Source organism: Xanthomonas arboricola pv. populi (assembly GCF_002939945.1).
GTDB classification, from domain to species: domain Bacteria; phylum Pseudomonadota; class Gammaproteobacteria; order Xanthomonadales; family Xanthomonadaceae; genus Xanthomonas; species Xanthomonas arboricola_A.
Genome location: NZ_MDEB01000006.1, coordinates 40,164 through 59,565, shown reverse-complemented (window position 1 = coordinate 59,565; position 19,402 = coordinate 40,164). Strand labels below are relative to the sequence as shown.

Annotated in this window: 17 protein-coding genes, 2 pseudogenes and 1 riboswitch; of the genes and pseudogenes, 12 read left to right on the top strand and 7 right to left on the bottom strand. The window is 66.2% G+C overall.

Features of this window, described 5'->3' with window-relative positions; all coding sequences use genetic code 11:
• Positions 1 to 361: 361 nt before the first annotated feature.
• The 3 genes from XaplCFBP3123_RS15575 to XaplCFBP3123_RS15565 all read right to left on the bottom strand — a co-directional run bounded on the left by XaplCFBP3123_RS15575 (position 362) and on the right by XaplCFBP3123_RS15565 (position 3,868).
• Positions 362 to 2,089, bottom strand: a complete 1,728-nt coding sequence (locus XaplCFBP3123_RS15575; protein WP_104534861.1) for a cation acetate symporter — start codon at positions 2,087 to 2,089, stop codon at positions 362 to 364.
• Entirely contained in the window at positions 2,086 to 2,403 is a 318-nt protein-coding gene (locus XaplCFBP3123_RS15570; RefSeq protein WP_104534860.1) for a DUF485 domain-containing protein, read from the bottom strand. Before XaplCFBP3123_RS15570 ends, XaplCFBP3123_RS15575 begins: the two co-directional genes overlap by 4 nt.
• 82 nt (positions 2,404 to 2,485) lie before the next feature.
• A complete protein-coding gene (locus XaplCFBP3123_RS15565) occupies positions 2,486 to 3,868 on the bottom strand; it encodes a DcaP family trimeric outer membrane transporter (RefSeq protein ID WP_104534859.1) in 1,383 nt (460 codons plus the stop codon).
• Between the two features lie 292 nt (positions 3,869 to 4,160).
• Between XaplCFBP3123_RS15565 and acs the strand changes: the two genes are divergently transcribed.
• Positions 4,161 to 6,104 carry an acetate--CoA ligase gene (acs, locus tag XaplCFBP3123_RS15560; RefSeq protein WP_104534858.1) on the top strand — a complete coding sequence of 648 codons (1,944 nt, stop codon included), beginning with the start codon at positions 4,161 to 4,163 and terminating at the stop codon, positions 6,102 to 6,104.
• 251 nt (positions 6,105 to 6,355) lie between these two features.
• Positions 6,356 to 7,024, top strand: a complete 669-nt coding sequence (locus XaplCFBP3123_RS15555; protein ID WP_104534857.1) for a response regulator transcription factor — start codon at positions 6,356 to 6,358, stop codon at positions 7,022 to 7,024.
• Between the two features lie 89 nt (positions 7,025 to 7,113).
• On the opposite strand, the gene XaplCFBP3123_RS15550 is transcribed toward XaplCFBP3123_RS15555, so the two are convergent.
• On the bottom strand, positions 7,114 to 7,677 hold the full coding sequence (locus XaplCFBP3123_RS15550) for a hypothetical protein (RefSeq protein WP_253254220.1): 564 nt from the start codon (positions 7,675 to 7,677) through the stop codon (positions 7,114 to 7,116).
• 82 nt (positions 7,678 to 7,759) lie between these two features.
• Between XaplCFBP3123_RS15550 and XaplCFBP3123_RS15545 the strand changes: the two are divergent.
• From XaplCFBP3123_RS15545 to XaplCFBP3123_RS15530, 3 genes and pseudogenes are all read left to right on the top strand, one after another.
• A pseudogene (locus XaplCFBP3123_RS15545) lies at positions 7,760 to 7,956 on the top strand (DUF4424 family protein); the annotation flags it as partial.
• A gap of 351 nt (positions 7,957 to 8,307) precedes the next feature.
• A complete protein-coding gene (locus XaplCFBP3123_RS15535) occupies positions 8,308 to 8,871 on the top strand; it encodes a peroxiredoxin family protein (RefSeq protein ID WP_172453324.1) in 564 nt (187 codons plus the stop codon).
• 3 nt (positions 8,872 to 8,874) lie between these two features.
• Positions 8,875 to 9,078, top strand: a complete 204-nt coding sequence (locus XaplCFBP3123_RS15530; protein WP_016901788.1) for a hypothetical protein — start codon at positions 8,875 to 8,877, stop codon at positions 9,076 to 9,078.
• A gap of 124 nt (positions 9,079 to 9,202) precedes the next feature.
• Here the strand turns inward: XaplCFBP3123_RS15530 and XaplCFBP3123_RS21720 are convergent.
• Positions 9,203 to 9,435 (bottom strand): annotated as a pseudogene (locus XaplCFBP3123_RS21720) (family 43 glycosylhydrolase); the annotation flags it as partial.
• 117 nt (positions 9,436 to 9,552) lie between these two features.
• Between XaplCFBP3123_RS21720 and XaplCFBP3123_RS15520 the strand changes: the two are divergent.
• From XaplCFBP3123_RS15520 to XaplCFBP3123_RS15495, 6 genes are all read left to right on the top strand, one after another.
• Entirely contained in the window at positions 9,553 to 9,768 is a 216-nt protein-coding gene (locus XaplCFBP3123_RS15520; protein ID WP_104534854.1) for a hypothetical protein, read from the top strand.
• On the top strand, positions 9,723 to 10,772 hold the full coding sequence (locus XaplCFBP3123_RS15515) for an aldo/keto reductase (RefSeq protein ID WP_172453306.1): 1,050 nt from the start codon (positions 9,723 to 9,725) through the stop codon (positions 10,770 to 10,772). The genes XaplCFBP3123_RS15520 and XaplCFBP3123_RS15515 overlap by 46 nt, the downstream gene beginning before the upstream one ends.
• Positions 10,769 to 11,641, top strand: coding sequence for an amidohydrolase family protein (locus XaplCFBP3123_RS15510; RefSeq protein ID WP_172453305.1), 873 nt, complete (start codon positions 10,769 to 10,771; stop codon positions 11,639 to 11,641). The genes XaplCFBP3123_RS15515 and XaplCFBP3123_RS15510 overlap by 4 nt, the downstream gene beginning before the upstream one ends.
• On the top strand, positions 11,638 to 12,408 hold the full coding sequence (locus tag XaplCFBP3123_RS15505; RefSeq protein ID WP_172453304.1) for an SDR family oxidoreductase: 771 nt from the start codon (positions 11,638 to 11,640) through the stop codon (positions 12,406 to 12,408). The genes XaplCFBP3123_RS15510 and XaplCFBP3123_RS15505 overlap by 4 nt, the downstream gene beginning before the upstream one ends.
• A 166-nt stretch (positions 12,409 to 12,574) precedes the next feature.
• The gene (locus XaplCFBP3123_RS15500; protein ID WP_104534852.1) at positions 12,575 to 13,432 is read left to right on the top strand and encodes a fumarylacetoacetate hydrolase family protein; all 858 of its coding nucleotides are present in this window, start codon (positions 12,575 to 12,577) and stop codon (positions 13,430 to 13,432) included.
• A 543-nt stretch (positions 13,433 to 13,975) separates the two neighbouring features.
• Positions 13,976 to 15,298, top strand: a complete 1,323-nt coding sequence (locus tag XaplCFBP3123_RS15495; protein WP_104534851.1) for an L-fuconate dehydratase — start codon at positions 13,976 to 13,978, stop codon at positions 15,296 to 15,298.
• Between the two features lie 734 nt (positions 15,299 to 16,032).
• Here the strand turns inward: XaplCFBP3123_RS15495 and XaplCFBP3123_RS15490 are convergent.
• Positions 16,033 to 16,398: an L-fucose mutarotase gene (locus XaplCFBP3123_RS15490; protein WP_104534850.1), complete on the bottom strand. Its 366-nt coding sequence runs from the start codon at positions 16,396 to 16,398 to the stop codon at positions 16,033 to 16,035.
• On the bottom strand, positions 16,395 to 17,699 hold the full coding sequence (fucP, locus tag XaplCFBP3123_RS15485; RefSeq protein ID WP_104534849.1) for an L-fucose:H+ symporter permease: 1,305 nt from the start codon (positions 17,697 to 17,699) through the stop codon (positions 16,395 to 16,397). Before fucP ends, XaplCFBP3123_RS15490 begins: the two co-directional genes overlap by 4 nt.
• 180 nt (positions 17,700 to 17,879) lie before the next feature.
• Between fucP and XaplCFBP3123_RS15480 the strand changes: the two genes are divergently transcribed.
• Entirely contained in the window at positions 17,880 to 18,629 is a 750-nt protein-coding gene (locus XaplCFBP3123_RS15480) for an IclR family transcriptional regulator (protein WP_104534848.1), read from the top strand.
• Positions 18,630 to 19,233: 604 nt separating this feature from the next.
• Positions 19,234 to 19,395, top strand: a riboswitch (yybP-ykoY riboswitch).
• Positions 19,396 to 19,402 lie beyond the last annotated feature (7 nt).

Sequence of the window (19,402 nt, the reverse complement as noted above, 5' to 3'; positions counted from 1 at the left end):
GAACTCGCTTGCAGCGCACTCGCCAGCCGGTCGATACCGCGGGAGGCCAAGCCGCGCGTGATCAGCGTTCGGCTTGCCCGCCAATTTAGTCACCCCCCATGAATTAATTATTTCTGCGGGATGGCGATCTGTCGCGCATGCGCAGCGGGGCGCGCCAATGCGAAGCGATGCATGGCGTGCCTGCCTGCGCGGCGATCCGCGCGGCGACAACGCGACCGGCCCCTGTCGGTGCCACCGATCGCGGCAACTCCACATGCCCGGGCGGCAGGTGTTGTGACAACTGAGCGCAAGCGGTCCCCAGAACGCAGAACGCCGGCACAAGGCCGGCGTTCTGCGATACATCCAGCGCTAGGTCGGTGCGTCAGTGACCCGACGCACCACTGGCACCCAGGCCGGTTTCGGCACGGATCTGCTGCGCCTTGAACGCGGCACGTTCGTTGGCGGCCTGCGGGCTGCGATCCAGGATCGAGAACAGCCAGATGCCGACAAAACCGATCGTCATCGAGAACAGCGCCGGCGAGGTGTACGGGAACGGCGCCGAGCCGGCGGTATTGCCCAGCGTGTCCACCCACACCGACGGCGACAGCACCGTCAGCACCAGCGAGGAGATCAGGCCCAGGAAGCCACCGACCACCGCACCGCGGGTGGTGCAGTTCTTCCACAACAACGACAGGATCAGCACCGGGAAGTTGGCAGAGGCCGCGATGGCGAACGCCAGCGACACCATGAAGGCCACGTTCTGCTTCTCGAACACGATGCCCAGCAGCACCGCGATCACGCCCAGCACCAGGGTGGTGGCACGCGAGACCTTCAGCTCCGAACCCGGCGCCGGATTGCCCTTCTTGATCACCGTGGCATACAGGTCATGCGACACCGCCGAGGCCCCGGACAGGGTCAGGCCTGCGACCACCGCCAGGATGGTGGCGAAGGCTACCGCCGAGATGAAGCCCATGAACACGTTGCCGCCCACCGCATTGCCGACCAGCACCGCCGCCATGTTGGCCGCGCCCTTGCCGCCGTGAATGGTGCCGGTGGCGACATCGGCGAACTGCGGGTTGGTCAGCACCAGCGCGATCGCACCGAAGCCGATGATGAAGATCAGGATGTAGAAGTAGCCGATCCAGGTGGTGGCCCACAGCACCGACTTGCGCGCCTGCTTGGCATCGGGAACGGTGAAGAAGCGCATCAGGATATGCGGCAGCCCGGCGGTGCCGAACATCAGCGCCATGCCGAACGAGATCGCCGAGATCGGGTCCTTCACAAAACCGCCCGGCCCCATGATCGACAGGCCGGCCCTGGCTGCGTCCTCCGGCGAGGCACCGCCATTGGCCGCAATCGCAGTCTTCACCCGCACGCCCTCGGCAAACAGCGCCTCGAAGCTGAAGTGGAAGTGCCACATGATCGCCACCGCCATGAAGGTCACGCCGGTCAGCAGCAGCACCGCCTTGATGATCTGCACCCACGTCGTGGCGGTCATGCCGCCGAACAGCACGTAGACCATCATCAGCACGCCGACCAGGGTCACCGCCACCCAGTAATCCAGGCCGAACAGCAACTTGATCAATGCACCGGCGCCCACCATCTGTGCGATCAGATAGAACAGCACCACCACCAGCGTGCCCGACGCGGCAAAGCTGCGGATGGCGGTCGGCGCGAAGCGGTAGCCGGCCACGTCGGCGAAGGTGTACTTGCCGAGGTTGCGCAGCCGTTCGGCCATCAGGAAGGTCAGGATCGGCCAGCCGACCAGAAAGCCGATCGCATAGATCAGGCCGTCGTAGCCATTGGCCATCACCGCCGCGGTGATGCCCAGGAACGAGGCTGCCGACATGAAGTCGCCGGCGATCGCCAGGCCGTTCTGGAAGCCGGTGATGCCGCCGCCGGCGGTGTAGAAGTCCGAAGCCGACTTGGTCTTCTTGGCCGCCCACTTGGTGATCCACAAGGTGCCCAGCACGAAGAAGCCGAACATGCCGATCGCCACCCAGTTGGTGGGCTGCTTGTCGACCTGGCCGATGTCGCCGCCGGCCGCCAGCGCGATACCGGCCGGCATCAGCCCGGCCAGCATCAGGAGAAGGCGCGAATACTTGCTCATTTGCGGGCTTCCTCGAGGATCTGCGCGGTCAGCTGGTCGTAGGTGTTGTTGGCGCGACGCACGTAGATGGCGGTGATGACGATGGTGAAGACCATCACCCCGACCGCGATCGGAATGCCGACCGAGGTCACTCCGTCGCCGATCGGTCTGGCCAGAAAGGCCTTGTCGAAGGCGATCAGGCCGATGTAGCCGTAATAGGCCAGCAACATCAGCGCGGTGAGGGTCCAGCCCAGCGTGTTGCGCTGACGCTTGAGTGCGTGGTACTTCGGATTGGCATCGATCTTGGCGATCAGTGCGTCATTCGAGACGGTCATTGTCTGTCTCCTGGTAGAGCGCTGGTAAAACGACGGTGGCGGCTCGTCCCACCGCAGTGGAACGAGCCGCCAGTGGCAGAAACTAGAAGCTGTACTTGGTGGTGAATTGCAGGCGCGAAATGTCGCCGCTGTCGCCGTTCTCGGCTTCGCGACGGCCGTACATCAGCTCCGCGCCCACATCGACCTTGGGCAGCGGCGAATAGAACACGTTGGCGCGGATGCTCTGCTGCGATTTGCTCGCAAGCGCGCCGGTATTGGCGATGTCGTGGTCGTAGTTCACGCGCGAATACATGATCGTGCTGCGCAGCTTGGCGTTGTAGTCGTGGCGCCAGGCCACCCAGCCGGCGATCGTGCTGACGGTCTGGATATTGCCGTCCATGTCGATCTCCACATCCGAGCCGTTGCCCAGACCCAGATAGCGCCCCAGGCCCTCGCCGTAACTGAGCTGGTAACGCAGATCGTTGTTGGAGTTGATGATCCAGCGGCCGCCGCCGGCGATGGCGCCGCCGAAGTCGGTGTCGTTGGTGAGCGCGCTACGCGTGCGGTACTGGCGCGCGATCGCCGACAGGCCGAACGTGCCCCAGGTGCCCTTCCAGTTGTAGCGCGCGGTCAGGTCCGGCATCGCACCGTGGTCGGAGGCCAGGATGGTGTTGCCGCCCTGGTAGGGCGTTGTCAGCGTCTCGGGATTTTCCGCCGACACGCTGAAGGCACCGCGGGTGTAGCGGATCTGGCTCTGGCGGCTGAACAGCGCGCCGTCGGTCGGCCCGACGATGTCGGCCGCCTCGGGCAGGATCGTGGCATCGATGAAGTTGGACCAGGTCTGGCCGGCCAGCCAGTTGTTCCAGCTCACGTAGGCGTGGCGCAAGGTACCGCCGTACAGATTGTTGACCTGGTTGGCCAGCGCGTTGCCGAAGAAATCCAGTTCGATGAAGCCGGTGAGCTTGTCGCCGTTTTCGGTGACCGTGTCCACGCCCAGGTTGAAGCGCGAGAACTTGGCGTGGAAGTCGGTGTCGGTGCTCGAGGCCTGGCCACCGACCGGCGTCTGGGTCGGGATGTACAGGTAACGGCCCACCGCGCCTTCGGGTAATGCGCCGTCGGAGGTGCGGGTGGTCAGGAAGTCGGCCTTGATGAAACCACCGTAGCGGAACGTCGTCCCCGCCGCTGCGTTGGGTGCGATGCTGGTCAGCTGGATCGGCCGCTTGCCGGCCGGCACCGCGGGCGCGGCGGGAGCCTGCGCCTGTGCGGCACGCACCTCGGTCACCTGGGTCTGCGTCTGCGTGATCTGGCCCTGCTGCTGCTGTTGCGCAGACACCAGCAGCTGGACCTGACGCTCGAGCTCGGCGATGCGCGCTTCCAGCGCCTTTTCCTTGACGGTCTGCGCGAACGCCATGCCCGGCAGGATGCTCGCCACCAGCAAGGCAGCCGCCAGCGGATGGCGTACCAACGGTGCAGTACGGTATTTCATCGACCCCCTCCCCGATATGGCCTCGCGCTTGATGGCGGAGCTGTGCGGAGCGTGGGGCAGTCCACGCTTTGGCGCCTATTCGCCTTTGGTCGTAGCTGCAACGCAGCATTCCGCAAGGTGACCGATCGTCGCACCAGGACCGGCAACGGATTGGGGATGACGCGCCGCGGCGGTTAAGACCAAGGTCTAAGGCCCGGTTGAACGCCGGGACAGAATGGATACGGCACACTGATTGTCTACCGGGGCGGCAGTCGCGCCCTCTTCCGACAAGTTCATCGCAAGTGAGGGTGCCATGGCTGATGTTTATCCCGTCGATCCCGCGTTCGCCGCCGATGCGCGCATTACGCGCGAGCAGTACGCAACGCTGTACCGCGAATCGATCGAACACCCCGAGCAATTCTGGGGCAAGGCTGCGCAGCGGTTGGACTGGTTCAAGCAACCCACCCAGGTGAAGGACGTCAGTTACGCGCTGGAGGATTTCCATATCCGCTGGTTCGGCGATGGCGAGCTCAATGCCAGCGTCAACTGCCTGGACCGCCAGCTGGCCACGCGCGGCGACAAGACCGCGCTGTTGTTCGAACCCGACAGCCCGGATGCGCAGTCCTACCCGGTCACCTATCGCGCGCTCTATGAGCGCGTCTGCAAGCTCGGCAATGCGCTGCGCAATCTCGGCGTCAAGAAGGGCGACCGGGTCACCATCTACCTGCCGATGATTGTCGATGCCGCCGTGGCCATGCTCGCCTGTGCGCGCATCGGTGCGGTGCACTCGGTGGTATTCGGCGGGTTTGCCGCCAACTCGATCGCCGACCGCGTGATCGATTGCCGGAGCAAGCTGATCATCACCGCCGACGAAGGCCTGCGCGGCGGCAAGAAGATTCCGCTCAAGGCCAATGTCGATGCGGCGCTGAAACTGCCGGGCACCAACACTGTGGAAACGGTACTGGTGGTGCGTCACACCGGTGGTGCGGTGGAGATGCAGGCACCGCGCGATCGCTGGTTCCACGATGTGGTCGACGGCCAGCCGGCCGCGTGCGAGCCCGAGCGCATGAACGCGGAAGATCCGTTGTTCATCCTCTACACCTCCGGTTCCACCGGCAAGCCCAAGGGCGTGCTGCACACCACCGCCGGCTACCTGCTGTTTGCCAGCTACACGCACGAAGTGGTGTTCGACCTGCGCGAGGACGACATCTACTGGTGCACCGCCGACGTGGGCTGGGTCACCGGCCATAGCTACATCGTCTACGGCCCGCTCGCCAATGGCGCCACTGCGGTAATGTTCGAAGGCGTGCCGAACTACCCGAACGTGTCGCGCTTCTGGGAAGTGATCGACAAGCACAAGGTCAGCATCTTCTACACCGCGCCCACCGCGATCCGCGCGCTGATGCGCGATGGCGAGGAACCGGTCAAGAAGACCTCGCGCAAGAGCCTGCGCCTGCTCGGCAGCGTCGGCGAGCCGATCAATCCGGAAGCCTGGCGCTGGTACTACGAGGTGGTCGGCGACAGCCGCTGCCCGATCGTGGACACCTGGTGGCAGACCGAAACCGGCGGCATCCTGATCTCGCCGCTGGCCGGCGCGGTCGATCTCAAGCCCGGCTCGGCCACCCTGCCGTTCTTCGGCGTGCAGCCGGCACTGGTGGATGCCGACGGCAAGGTCCTGGAAGGCGCCACCGAAGGCAACCTGGTGTTGCTGGATTCGTGGCCGGGCCAGATGCGCTCGGTCTATGGCGACCATCAGCGGTTCATCGACACCTACTTCCGCACCTATCCGGGCAGTTACTTCACCGGCGACGGCTGCCGCCGCGATGCCGATGGCTATTACTGGATTACCGGCCGCGTGGACGACGTGATCAACGTATCCGGCCACCGCATCGGCACCGCCGAAGTGGAAAGCGCGCTGGTCTCGCACCCGAAGGTCGCCGAAGCGGCCGTGGTCGGCTTCCCGCACGACGTCAAGGGCCAGGGCATCTATGCCTATGTCACCTTGATCGCCGGCGAAACGCCGAGCGAGGAACTGCACAAGGAACTGGTGACCTGGGTGCGCAAGGAGATCGGCCCGATCGCCTCACCCGATCACCTGCAATGGGCACCGGGCCTGCCCAAGACCCGCTCGGGCAAGATCATGCGCCGCATCCTGCGCAAGATCGCCGAAAACGCACCCGACCAACTCGGCGACACCTCGACCCTGGCCGATCCGTCGGTGGTGGATTCGTTGGTGAGCGAACGGCTGACGCGCTGACGCGCGTCGGGGAATGGGGAATGGTTGGAGCCGTTCCCCGAGAAGCGGGCAGTAAATAGTCGGATTGGGGACTCGTAAAAGCGGTCCCCCGGCCCACTCCTCTCCACTGCAGATCTTGATTTTCAACCCCGTCACACTGACTTCGCCGTTACCTCGCCGTCGCAGTCTTGCTGTTGCTTGCCTTGCTGCCTTCGCTGTTGCCTTTGCGATTCCCGATTCCCCACTCCCACTTCCCGATTCCCAGCCCCTCAATGACCACCCTGCTGATCGCCGACGACCATCCCCTGTTCCGTGAGGCCTTGCGCGGGGCTGTGCAGCGCGTGATGCCGGGGGTGCAGTTGTTCGAGGCCGACACTGTGGATGCCTTGTACACCCTGGCAGATGCGCAACCGGACGCCGATCTGTTGTTGATGGATCTCAACATGCCGGGCGCACAGGGATTCAGCGCCTTGGTGCACATGCGCGCGCTGCATCCGCAGCTGCCGGTGGTGGTGGTGTCGGCGCGCGAAGAGCCGACGGTGATGCGGCGTGCGATCGACCACGGCGCGTTCGGGTTCATCCCCAAGTCCGCCGATTCGGACACCATCGGCCGCGCCCTGGCCACGGTGCTCGATGGCGAGCGCTGGATCCCGGCCGAAGCGCAGAACCTGCCGCCGACCGACAGCGAAGAACGCGAAGTGGGCCAGCGCCTGCGCGATCTCACCCCGCAACAATTCCGCGTGCTGCAGATGCTCGGCGCCGGGCGCCTCAACAAGCAGATCGCCTACGACCTGGGCGTGTCCGAGGCCACCATCAAGGCGCACGTCACCGCGATCCTGCGCAAGCTCGGCGTCACCAACCGCACCCAGGCGGTGCTGATGGCCGGCAAGCTCGCCATCGATGCCGACGGCATCGTGCTGCCGCCCCCCGAAGACGACTGAGCACGCTGCAGCGACTGGCTGCGCGCACCGTCAGCGCAGACCGATCGTCGTCGCAAGAAACGCCGCCGGTGGCAGCTCCGGCACGCTCGTCAGCGCAATGGCTGGCCCGTGCAGACCTTCGACGCGCTTTGCGGCGAAGGCGCGTGCCACACCTCGTTGCCGTTTTCGTCCTCGCCTTCATAGATCGCGTAGCGCCCATCGTCCTGGCGGTGCATGGTCGGGCTGAAGGTGAGGAAATCGGTGCGACCGTCCGGGCCAATGAAATGCATGTCGCCTCCACAGGCGATATTGGAATTGGTTTCCGGCCCCAGGGCAGCGCAGGTGATCTGCGAGGTCTCCGCGCGCACCACGCGACTCACGCGTGGCCGGACCAGCCCGCGATCGGCAGCATCGCAGAAATAATCGGCAAGCACCGTGCGCATCTCCTGCTGCGACGGCATCCAGGACGGACAGCTGCTGTACGCATCGGCCGTGCAGGTTGGGACAACACCGGCAGGCGCGTTGCGATCGGGCGCAGCAGCGAGGCTGTCTTGCAGTGGCAGCAACAGGCAGGCGGCGACCGCCAGCAGGGGAAGATAGGAAGGCATCGAAGCGTGCGGCCTGGAGTGTGCGGGGCACGCGACTGTACGCCATGGGCGGTTGATGTTGTGCACGCCCGCGCTGCGCGGCATCGGCAGGTGCGTGGCATGCGGTGCGCCTGCGGCGCGTTGGTGCGTGCCGGTCTCCAGGGGATCCATGCAGCCATTTTCTTTTCCGCGCGGCCCGCTCGGCTGAGTTTTGTGCTGGCCGCGCTCGGCTGCGCCAGTGCACAGGCCAGCGACAGCAGCTTCGGCGACGACAACCGCACGATCGGGTTGTTGCATCAGCCCGATGTCAACATGGACAAGGAAGCGCTGCTGCTCAGCGATGAGCGCGTGCAGGTGGATTACGTGCTCGAGTTGCTGTTCGTGCGTGGCGTCGAGTGACCGGCGTTGCCAACACACGCCAGCCGAACGCGTCTCTGCCTGCTGCTGCGGGTGCCTCGCAGCCACGCTGCATGACGGCGTCGACCGATACCGGCACTGCTCGCGTTCGCTCGGCAGCAGGCATTGCGCAATCGATGCATGCCAGGCGAGGCAGGACTGGCAAGCCCAAGCGCCGGGGCGTGACCGCCTCCACAGCCCTGCACCGCGCGACATCGCAGTTGTCGATATCACCATTGACCATCAGCTCATGCCTGGGCAAGGCTCGGGCTTGATGACGCTACTGGAGCTGGCATGGCACGACGTCTTCCCTGGCTCTGGATCGGCCTGCTGATTGCCTGTGCCTTGATCGCGGTGCTGGCATGGCAGAACAAGCAGTTGCGCGCGCAGCAGCAGTTGTTGCAGGCCCGCATCAGCGCGCCGTATGACGGCATGTACGTGCCGCGCATCGCGGTCACCGATACCCAGGGCCAACGTCATCTGCTCGGCGTGCCGCAGCGACAGGCGCAGGTGCTGTTCTTCTTCACCACCACCTGCCCGTATTGCCAGCGCTCGGCACCCACCGTGCGGCGTGCGGCGCAGCAGCTACAGGCCAATCTGCCGGGTCGTCCGCAGTTGCTCGGCGTCTGCCAGTGCGATGCGGCGCAGGCTGCGCGCTATGCGCATGTGCATGGCTTCGATTTTCCGGTGGTCACGTTGACCGATCGCCGCGCGTTGATGCTGTTTCGCGCGCGCAACGTGCCACTGCTGATGGCCATCGATGGGCAGGGGCGCGTGCGCCATTCCCGTCTTGGCGTCTTCGATACCACGGAGCAGGTGCAGGACCTGGTCGCCGCCTTGCGCCGCACGGATGCGCCAGCGGCTTTGGCAACGGTGAAGGAGTAATGCATGAAGAAGCGTTGGGGTACCTTGCGGACGGCGTTGATGGCGGCCACGTTCCTGGCCAGTACCGGTTTCGGTGCGTTCCAGGTGATGGCGGTCGATAACGCACAGCCGAAAACCGAGTCGTGTAGTGCGTGGGCCTGCAAAGCCGAGTGTCCGGAGTTCGGCGGCGACCTGGGACAAGGCAACGTCTGCTATTGCTGCGGCTAAGAGCGGCCATCACACCTACTGCGCAGATACATTTTGTTAGTCGCCCTAGGTCTGGCGGCGGGGTCCCCGCGGGCCCCGCCGTTTGCCGGCATCGCTGCCTGCTGCAAGACCGCGCTCGACGCGGCGCGCGATGACTGAAATCGCGCAGCACCACTACGCCCTGCTGCGCGGCGTAGAGACCGAGCCGCTGGCTCAGGAAGCCGCGGGACATGTTGTGGGGAAACCCGGACATTGCATGCGCGTGGGGTGACGGATCCAATGCCGGCCCTCGTCGAACGAATACTCGAATGTCACCACACGCGCATCGTCGCGCAGGCGCAGGCGGATGCGTCCGTGCGTGTTGACTGCGCGTACCCACGCCGGGGACCGAGGCTACCGCGCAGACGGCGTTGCAGAAAGCAGTCCCGACAGCTGCGGATTCCGGCAGAGATCAGCCCTCACCTCGTCCGGAGCCGGGGTGTGTAGGCCAGGACGCTGGAAACCACCGCAGCGCTGCCTGACGCGCCTGCTGAACCGCCATCGCCTGCGATGCTGCACTGCAGCGTGATCTGTTCACTCATGATTGCGATATTCATATGCGAACAGCCGGGGACTTGCCGGCTGGTGGACGTCGCGATGCCCAGCTGCTGCTTTCCAGATTCCGTATGCGCCTGCCCCGCGGCCGCCCTGCGCGCGGAGCGTGCCGCGTGAGCGTTGCGCGGCAGCGTCTGGGCGGTACCGACGTGCAGCTCTCGGCACTGGGGTTTGGCGCCGCGCCGATCGGCAATCTGTATGCCGAGGTCGATGAGGCCCAGGCGCTGGCTGCCGTGGCGGCCGCATTCGAGGCCGGCATCCGCCATTTCGACACCGCGCCGTACTACGGCTACGGGTTGAGCGAGACGCGCCTGGGCCGTGGCCTGGCCGGTGTGCCGCGCGCCGCCTACACGCTGTCGACCAAGGTCGGACGCTGCCTCTACGACGACGCGCAGGCTGCCGCCGGGCGCGACGGCTTTGCGGTGGCGGGCCGCCGCTCCGAGTTCGACTACAGCGCCGACGGCGTGCGGCGCGCGTTCGCCTCCAGCCTGGAGCGCCTGGGCACGGACTACATCGACGTGCTGCTGTTGCACGACATCGGTGCGCTGACCCACGGCGACAACCATGCCAACGTCCTGCGCCAGGCCTTGGAGGAGGCCTTGCCGGCGATGGCGGAGCTGAAGGCGGCCGGCGCCTGCGGGGCGATCGGGCTGGGCGTCAACGAACAGGACGTGGCGCTGGAGGTGCTGCCACGCTTTCCGCTCGACTGCGTGATGCTGGCCGGCCGCTACACGCTGCTGGAACAGCACGGCGCACGCGCGCTGCTTGCGCAGGCGCAGCAGCGCAACGTGGCGATCCTGTCTGCCGGCCCGTACAGCTCCGGCCTGCTCAGCGACGCACGCGGCCCCGGCGCGACCTACAACTATGCCCCGGTCGACGCCGCCACCCTGCGGCACGCGCAGCGCCTGTACGCGGCCTGCGCGGCGTTCGAGGTGGATATCGGCGCGGCGGCGTTGCAGTTCCCGCTGGCGCACCCGGCGGTGACCACGGTGGTGGCCGGCATGCGCACGGTGGCCGAGGTGCACTCGGCCGCCACGCGCCTGCAGGCGGCGATTCCGCCGGCGCTGTGGCAGCGCCTGCGCGATGACGGCCTGCTCGACGCGGACCTGCCCACGCCATGAGCCGTATCGACGCGCATCTGCATTTCTGGCAGCTGGCCCGTGGCGATTACCACTGGCTGACGCCCGCGCTGGCGCCGTTGTATCGCGACTTCGGCCCCGCCGATATCGGCCAGGCGCTGGACGCGGCCGATGTCGATGGCGTGGTGGTGGTGCAGGCCGCCGCGACCGAAGCCGAAACGCGCTACCTGTTCGAGCTGGCGCGCGCCGATGCGCGCATTGCCGGCGTAGTCGGCTGGGTCGATTTCGCCGCGCCCGATGCCGCCGCGCGCATCGATGCGCTGGTGCAGGCCGGTGGCGGCGTGCTCAAGGGCCTGCGCCCGATGGTGCAGGACATCGCCGATGCGCAATGGCTGGCCCAGCCCGGGCTGGATGCCGCCTTCGACGCCCTGCTCGCGCACGACCTGGCCTTCGACGCCTTGATCCGCAGCGTGCATGTGCCGGCACTGCAGGCACGCCTGAAGCGCCATCCGCAGCTGCGCGTGGTCGTCGATCACGGCGGCAAGCCGCAGATCGCCGCGGGTGAATTCGTCGCCTGGGCGGCCGGCATGGCCGCGCTGGCGCAGCATCCCAATGTGCACTGCAAACTCTCCGGCCTGCTGACCGAAGCGGCGCGCGGCGCCGGCGTGGAGGCGCTGGAGCCGTATGTCGCGCATCTGTTCGCACGCTTCGGCCCGCAGCGTGTGCTGTGGGGCAGCGACTGGCCGGTGCTGACCAAGCGCGCCGAATACGCGCAGTGGCTGCAGATCGCACAACACCTGGTCGCCACACATGCCGACGGCCATGCCAAAGCGGTGTTCGGCGACAACGCACGCACGTTCTATCGTCTGCCACGGCCGGCGGCCCCCACCCACGGAACCTCTTCGGTATGACTGTCTCGCTCTCCCCCACTCCCAACGATCGCCTGCATGGCAAGCGCTGCCTGATCACCGCCGCCGGCGCCGGCATCGGCCGCGAAAGCGCGCTGGCCTGCGCACGCGCCGGTGCGCAGGTGATCGCCACCGATATCGACACCGCTGCCTTGCAGGCGCTGGCGACCGAATCGGAGGCCATCACCACCCAGCTGCTGGATGTCACCGACGCATCGGCGATTGCCGCGCTGGTCGCTGAGCACGGCCCGTTCGATGTGTTGTTCAACTGCGCCGGCTTCGTGCACCAGGGCAGCATCCTCGATTGCGACGAGCCGGCCTGGCGCCGCTCGTTCTCGATCAATGTCGATGCGATGTACTACACCTGCAAGGCGGTGCTGCCGGGCATGCTCGAACGCGGCCGCGGCAGCATCATCAACATGTCCTCGGTGGCCTCCAGCATCAAGGGCGTGCCGAACCGCTTCGTCTACGGCGTGACCAAGGCGGCCGTGATCGGCCTGAGCAAGGCCATCGCCGCCGATTACGTGGCCCAGGGCGTGCGTTGCAACGCGATCTGCCCGGGTACCATCAAGACGCCGTCGCTGGGCCAGCGCGTCAAGGCGCTGGGCGGCGACGAACAGGCGGTGTGGAAGAGCTTCACCGACCGCCAGCCGATGGGCCGCCTGGGAGACCCACGCGAGATCGCGCAGCTGGTGGTGTATCTGGCCTCGGACGAATCGGCGTTCACCACCGGCCAGACCCATATCATCGATGGCGGCTGGTCGAACTGAGTACGACGATGGATCGCGGCGCCGCGCAACGCTGCCTGGGCGGCCACTGCCAGATGCGATGCGTCCCGCTCGTCCGCCTCGGTTTGCGCACGCCATCCTTACCCACCCGATGCACGCGCGCCAGCGTTGCTGGCCGCTCCATTCCTCATCTGCAAAGGAAGACTGCATGAAACTCGTACGCGTTGGCGCCCCCGGCCAGGAACGTCCCGGCCTGATCGATACGCAAGGCCGCATCCGCGATCTGAGCGGCGTGATCGACGATGTGGCCGGCGAGCACATCACCAATGCCGGCCTGGACAAGCTGCGTGCGCTGGATGTGGCCACGCTGCCGCTGCTCGAAGGCGAGCTGCGCTATGGCGCCGCAGTGGGGCAGATCGGCAAGTTCATCTGCGTGGGGTTGAACTACGCCGACCATGCCGCCGAATCGGGCATGGACGTACCCAAGATGCCGATCCTTTTCATGAAGGCCACCACTGCGGTGACCGGGCCGAACGATACCGTGATCATCCCGCGCGGCTCGGTCAAGAGCGACTGGGAAGTGGAACTGGGCGTGGTGATCGGCGATGTGGCGCGCGATGTCTCGGTGGACGACGCGCTGAACCACGTCGCCGGCTACGCGGTGATCAACGATCTGTCCGAGCGCGAATTCCAGCTCGAACACGGCGGCCAATGGGTCAAGGGCAAGAGCGCCGACACCTTCGGCCCGATCGGTCCGTGGCTGGTCACCCGCGATGAGATTACCGACCCGCAGAACCTGTCGATGTGGCTGGAAGTCAACGGCCACCGCTATCAGAACGGCAGCACCCGCACGATGGTGTTCGGCGTGGCCGAACTGGTCAGCCACATCAGCCGCTACATGACGCTGATGCCGGGCGATGTGATCAGCACCGGCACCCCGCCAGGAGTGGGCCTGGGCCAGAAGCCGCCGGTATATCTGAAGCCGGGCGACGTGATGGAGCTGGAGATCGAAGGGCTGGGTCGCCAGCGCCAGCCGGTGGTGGCGCACCCGCGCGATGCGGTTTGAAGTCGTTCTATTCGGCACCTTCGTGCCCACGGGAAAGAAGTTGCGGTCAAGGCAAGTAGTCATGCAGTCGCGCGACATATCTCCCTCCGGGGCGCCAAGGCATGCGCGCCACTGGCGCGCATGCCTTGGAGCGCCCGCGCTGCTGGCGCGGGCCGGGGCGCGGAGCGGGGATTGGGGTGAGGGGACGTAACCACGCAGTCGCGCAGATCGACGCAGCTCTATTGGCTGTTCGGCGTGACATGTCGGAGCCGGAGCTGACGCGTTATTTGCAAGTTGTTTTACGGAGTGTGCGGGTGCGCTGAATGCTCAAGTGCTTCGCGCGTTGCTATCGACGTGCAGTGAGTGCAGTGAGGCATGCAGTTGATTCGCTGATCTGTGTTGCAGACGCATCAGTAACCGCAGCGTCTCGATATCTCCGGCGCTTCGCGTCCGTACCCTCACCCCAACCCCTCTCCCGAGGGGAGAGGGGCTCAAGCGCACCTCTTTCGCTCACGTCTTTTCTGCCCGTTTTTCCATTTCCCGTTTCCATCGCCCAGGACCTTCATGCGCACCATCATCGCCCTCGACACCCACGACGTCCGCTTCCCCACCTCGCGCGAGCTGGATGGATCGGATGCGATGAATCCGGATCCGGATTACTCGGCCGCCTATGTCGTGCTGCGCACCGATGCGCCGGATGACCTGGCCGGCTACGGCCTGGTGTTCACCATCGGCCGCGGCAACGATGTGCAGACCGCCGCGGTGGCCGCACTGGCCGAGCACGTGGTCGGCCTGTCGGTGGACGAGGTCGTCGCCGACCTGGGCGCGTTCGCGCGCCGGCTCACCAACGACTCGCAGCTGCGCTGGCTGGGCCCGGAAAAGGGCGTGATGCACATGGCGATCGGCGCAGTGATCAACGCCGCCTGGGACCTGGCCGCGCGCGCGGCGAAAAAACCGCTGTGGCGCTACATCGCCGAGCTCAGCCCGGAGCAGCTGGTCGACACCATCGACTTCCGCTACCTCACCGACGCGCTCACCCGCGACGAAGCGCTGGCGATCCTGCACGATGCGCAACCGCAGCGCGCGCAACGCATCGCCACGCTGATCGAACAGGGCTATCCCGCCTACACCACCTCGCCCGGCTGGCTCGGCTACTCGGACGAAAAGCTGGTGCGCCTGGCCAAGGAGGCAGTGGCCGACGGCTTCCGCACCATCAAGCTCAAGGTCGGCGCCAACGTGCAGGACGACATCCGCCGCTGCCGCCTGGCGCGTGGGGCGATCGGCCCGGATATCGCGATGGCGGTGGACGCCAACCAGCGCTGGGACGTGGGCCCGGCGATCGACTGGATGCGCCAGCTGGCCGAATTCGACATCGCCTGGATCGAAGAACCCACCAGCCCGGACGATGTGCTCGGCCACGCTGCGATCCGCCAGGGCATCACCCCGGTGCCGGTGTCCACCGGCGAGCACACCCAGAACCGTGTGGTGTTCAAGCAGCTGCTGCAAGCCGGCGCGGTGGACCTGATCCAGATCGACGCCGCGCGCGTGGGCGGCGTCAACGAAAACCTCGCCATCCTGCTGCTGGCCGCCAAGTTCAATGTGCGCGTGTTCCCGCACGCCGGCGGCGTCGGCCTGTGCGAGCTGGTGCAACACCTGGCCATGGCCGACTTCGTCGCCATCACCGGCAAGATGGAAGACCGCGCGATCGAATTCGTCGACCACCTGCACCAGCATTTCCTGGACCCGGTGCGCATCCGGCACGGCCGCTATCTGGCTCCGGAGGCGGCGGGTTTCTCGGCTGAAATGCATGCGTCCTCGATTGCAGAGTTCAGCTATCCGGACGGACGTTTCTGGGTCGAGGATCTGGCCGGCAACGGCAAGGGCTGACCACGTTGACCCTCATCCGCCCTGCGGGCACCTTCTCCCGCGCGCGGGAGAAGGGAACGGTTGTCCGGCCGGGACTGCGATGCGGCCGGAACGGCTCAGGCATCCAGGTGAACGTTATCGGGTCGAGGATCTGGCCGGCAACGCCAAGGGCTGACCACGCAGCCCCTCATCCGCCCTGCGGGCACCTTCTCCCACGCACGGGAGAAGGGAGCGGTTGTCCGGCCGGGACTGCGATCCGGCCAGAACGGCTCAGCCATCCAGGTGAACGTTATCGGGTCGAGGATCTGGCCGGCAACGCCAAGGACTGAGCACGCAGCCCCTCATCCGCCCTGCGGGCCCTTCTCCCGCGCGCGGGAGAAGGGCCTGATCGGCGTTGGCTCAGGCGTGGTGGGCGCGTCTGCGCCCATGTGCCCACCGTTGGGCGTCTGCAGCGTGCTACCGGTCAGCCGTTCGCCAGGCCGAAGACTCCGGCCCAGAAGCGCCCACCCGGTATAGCCAAGCCGGCCGGATCGCAGTCCCGGTCGGACGACCGCTTCGTTCTCCCGCGAGCAAGAAAAGGTGCCCGCAGGGGGATGCGGACCTGCTCGCTTATCGCTTGGCACGGCCGCCAAATCCTCGACTCGGAAGCCTCGCCCCGGATGGCGGAGCCCGCCGGAACCGCAGCGCCGGCCGAACAAGCGCTCCCTTCTCCCGCAAGCGGGAGAAGGTGCCCGAAGGGCGGATGAGGGGCACGGCTAGCGCTGCGCGTCGATCGCCGCACTCAACGCAAAGATCCGCCCGGCTTCGCGCCACTTCTCCCCATGCGCGCTGCCCGGCAGCGGTTTCTGGAACCGCCACATCAAGTCTTCCCAGGCCTGAATCCGCGGATCACTCGCATCCCGCGCCGCCTTGGCCGCCGGATCGTAGTCGTCGCCGACTTCCATCAGCATCACCAGCCGATCGCCGCTGCGAAAGATCTCCAGCTCCAGGATGCCGGCCTGCTGCAACGAGGCCACCACTTCCGGCCAGACTTCGCCGGGCCGATGCCAACGCTCGTACTCGGCGATCAACTGCGGATCGTCGTGCAGATCCAGCACGTAGCACAGACGCCGCGTGCTCATGCGCCCGCTCCTGCAACCGCCGGCGCAGCGCGGCGCGCGCGCAACGCAAACAGCAGGATCACCGCAAAGCACCCGCCCGGCACCACCATCGCCCAGTGGATACCGGCCATGTCCGACACCGCGCCCATCACCGCCGTGAGCAGCGCACCACCGATGATGGACATCACCAGCAACGACGAGCCCAGCTTGCGCGCATCGTCGTGCATGCCATCCAGGCCCAGCGCAAAGATGGTCGGGAACATCACCGACATGAACACGCTGGCGGCCACCAGCGCGTACAGGCCGGTCCACCCGGGGAAAGCGATCGCCACCGCGCACAACACCAGATTGATCGTGGCAAAACTCGCCAGCAACCTGGCCGGCGCCAGATAGCGCAACAGTGCGGTGCCGATGAAGCGGCCGGCCATGAACAGCACCAGCGAGATGGTCAGGTAGGTGGCCGCGCTTTTTTCCGGCGTGCCCGGCACCGCGTCCTGCAGATAACGGATCAGATAGCTCCAGATGCCGACCTGCGCGCCCACGTAGAAAAACTGCGCCACCACCGAAAACACGAACAACCGGTTGCGCAGCAACTCGCCGAAGCGTGCGCGCCTGGGCGCGGCCTCGCCCACGCCGGCATCGCCGGTGGGAAAGCGCGCCAGCGCGATCAGGATCGCCCACAGCACCACCACCACGCCGATCACCAGATACGGCGTCTGCACCGCTGCCGATTCGGTGGCGAAGAACGCCGCGCGCGCGGCCGGCGTCATCGCCGCCAGCTCGGCCGGGGTGTGCTCCACGCCGGAGAAGATGAAGTGCTGGCCGACCAGCACGCCGGTGATCGAGCCCAACGGGTTGAACGCCTGGGCCAGATTCAACCGCCGTGCCGCACCCTCTGCCGGGCCAAGCACGGTCACCAGCGGGTTGGCGGTGGTTTCCAGGAACGCCAGGCCGCTGGCGATGACGAACAAGGCCAGCAGGAACAGCCAGTAGGTATGCACCTGCGCGGCCGGATAGAACAGGAACGCGCCGCACGCATACAGCAGCAGGCCCAGCACCACCGCCGCCTTGTAGCTGTAGCGGCGCATGAACATCGCCGCCGGCATCGCGAATACGAAATAGCCCAGATAGAAGGCGCTCTGGACCAGCCCCGCCTGCAGGTCGGTCAGCTCGAAGGCCTTCTTGAACTGCTTGATCAGGATGTCGTTGAGGTTGTTGGCCATGCCCCACAAAAAGAACAGGCTGACGATCAACAACAGGGGAACCATGGCGGTACGCGCCAGGTTGCCGCGCGGTGACGCGGCAATGTCACTGTGATGCATGCGACCGATCCCCTCCCAAGGCTGTGGCGCTTGCGTTGCTGTGCGGCGAGCGTACTGCGCGCGCCAGTGCCATGCAAATATAAAATCTTTGTTTATATTTGCACGCAAGCGCCACATCTTCCCGCGGCCCGCGATGCCTGTACCCTGGCGCGCCGCAGCCTTGCCTGGAGCCGCAAACGGATGAGCACCGAACCCGCCAAGTACCGCGCCCCCGCCCTGGACAAGGGACTGGACATCCTCGAGCTGCTCGCCCGCCAGGCGCAACCGATGAGCATGGGCGCGATCTCGCAGGGCATCGGCCGCTCGCGCGGGGAGATCTTCCGCATGCTGCAGGTGCTGGAGGAGCGCGGCTATCTCACCCGCGACGGCGAGGGCGACTATGTGCTGACCAATCGGCTGTTCATGCTCGGCATGCAGCAGCCGCAGGTGCAGAGCATCAGCGAGGCGGCGTTGCCGGTGATGCGCCGGCTGGCCGATGCGATCTATCAGCCCTGCCACCTGGTGGCGCCGTCCGGCGACCAGATCGTGGTGATCGCGCAGATGGACGTGCCCAGCGACCTGGGCCTGGTGGTGCGCCCGGGCCATCGCCGCCCGTTGACGCATTCCAGTTCCGGGCTGGTGCTGTTCGCCTTCCAGCAGCCGGAGGTGCAGGCGCGCTGGTTGGACATGCTCGACGCCAGCGAGGTGACGTTCGAGCGTGCGCAGTTTCTGGCTGACGCAGCGCAAGCGCGCAACGATGGCTACGCCATGCAGCCCAGCGAAGCGGTGGTGGGCGTGGTCGATCTGACCGCACCGATCCTGCAACGCGGCAGTGCGACCTATACGCTCACCGTGCCGTTCATCGCACGCCGCCCGGAACTGGTCGGCCCGCACGCGGCTTTGCAGGCCTTGTGTGCGGCGACGGCAGAGATCTCCGCAGCGTTGATGTAGCTGCGGCCCGCGCCGGGAGTTCGAGTCGGCGCTGGTGTTTCCTGCTGCTCGCTTCTGACGGCTGACTTCTGGTGTCTCCCCGTTGCGCGGCTGCCCCTGTGCGCGGAGCGCTGCGCGATCTTTCCGCAGTGCTGCGATGGCAGCGCGGCCATCGCAGCCGCCTCGACCGGCTTCGCGAGCAGCTTCTGCGGCACCGCAGGCTGCACAGTTCCAAACGCTGTGGAGATCACTGCATCGTTGCAGATCGCTGCATCCCTGCATCGACGTCCTGAAAGACAGCTCCATGCAGGCGCTGGCTCTTCCACGCGCGTCCAGACATGCAACTGCCGTATCGCACTGTGCGCAGCACATCCCGCATCAGCGGCTTTTCCCGCGTCTTTCGCTGTTTGCTTCACCGGTACGAAGACGATTTGCCGCTATAGCCAAGGCTATCAGGCGCCACGTTCGCCGGTGGGCGGACATGCCTTGCTGGCGTTTAGGTCTCGAAAACAAGGCAAAAACCGCGTCGACCCTGTGTCGCAATAGCCACGGCTATGAAGATCAGACCGACCTTTGCGTGCGGTGCAGGCGCACCGAACGCGGCCATGCGTTGGTACACTGCGCACCCCTTGGGGAGTAGCCTGCTTTCGTCCATCGAAAGCGCCTGCATCAACATACTCGGCCATTGCGCCGTGGTGCAGGCAACCAGTTCCGGTTTGGCGAGACCAGCGGCATGCGTGCACAACAACGGTTGGCGCGGGCGCATGTCGTTGTGATCGTGCCCAACCCGAGAA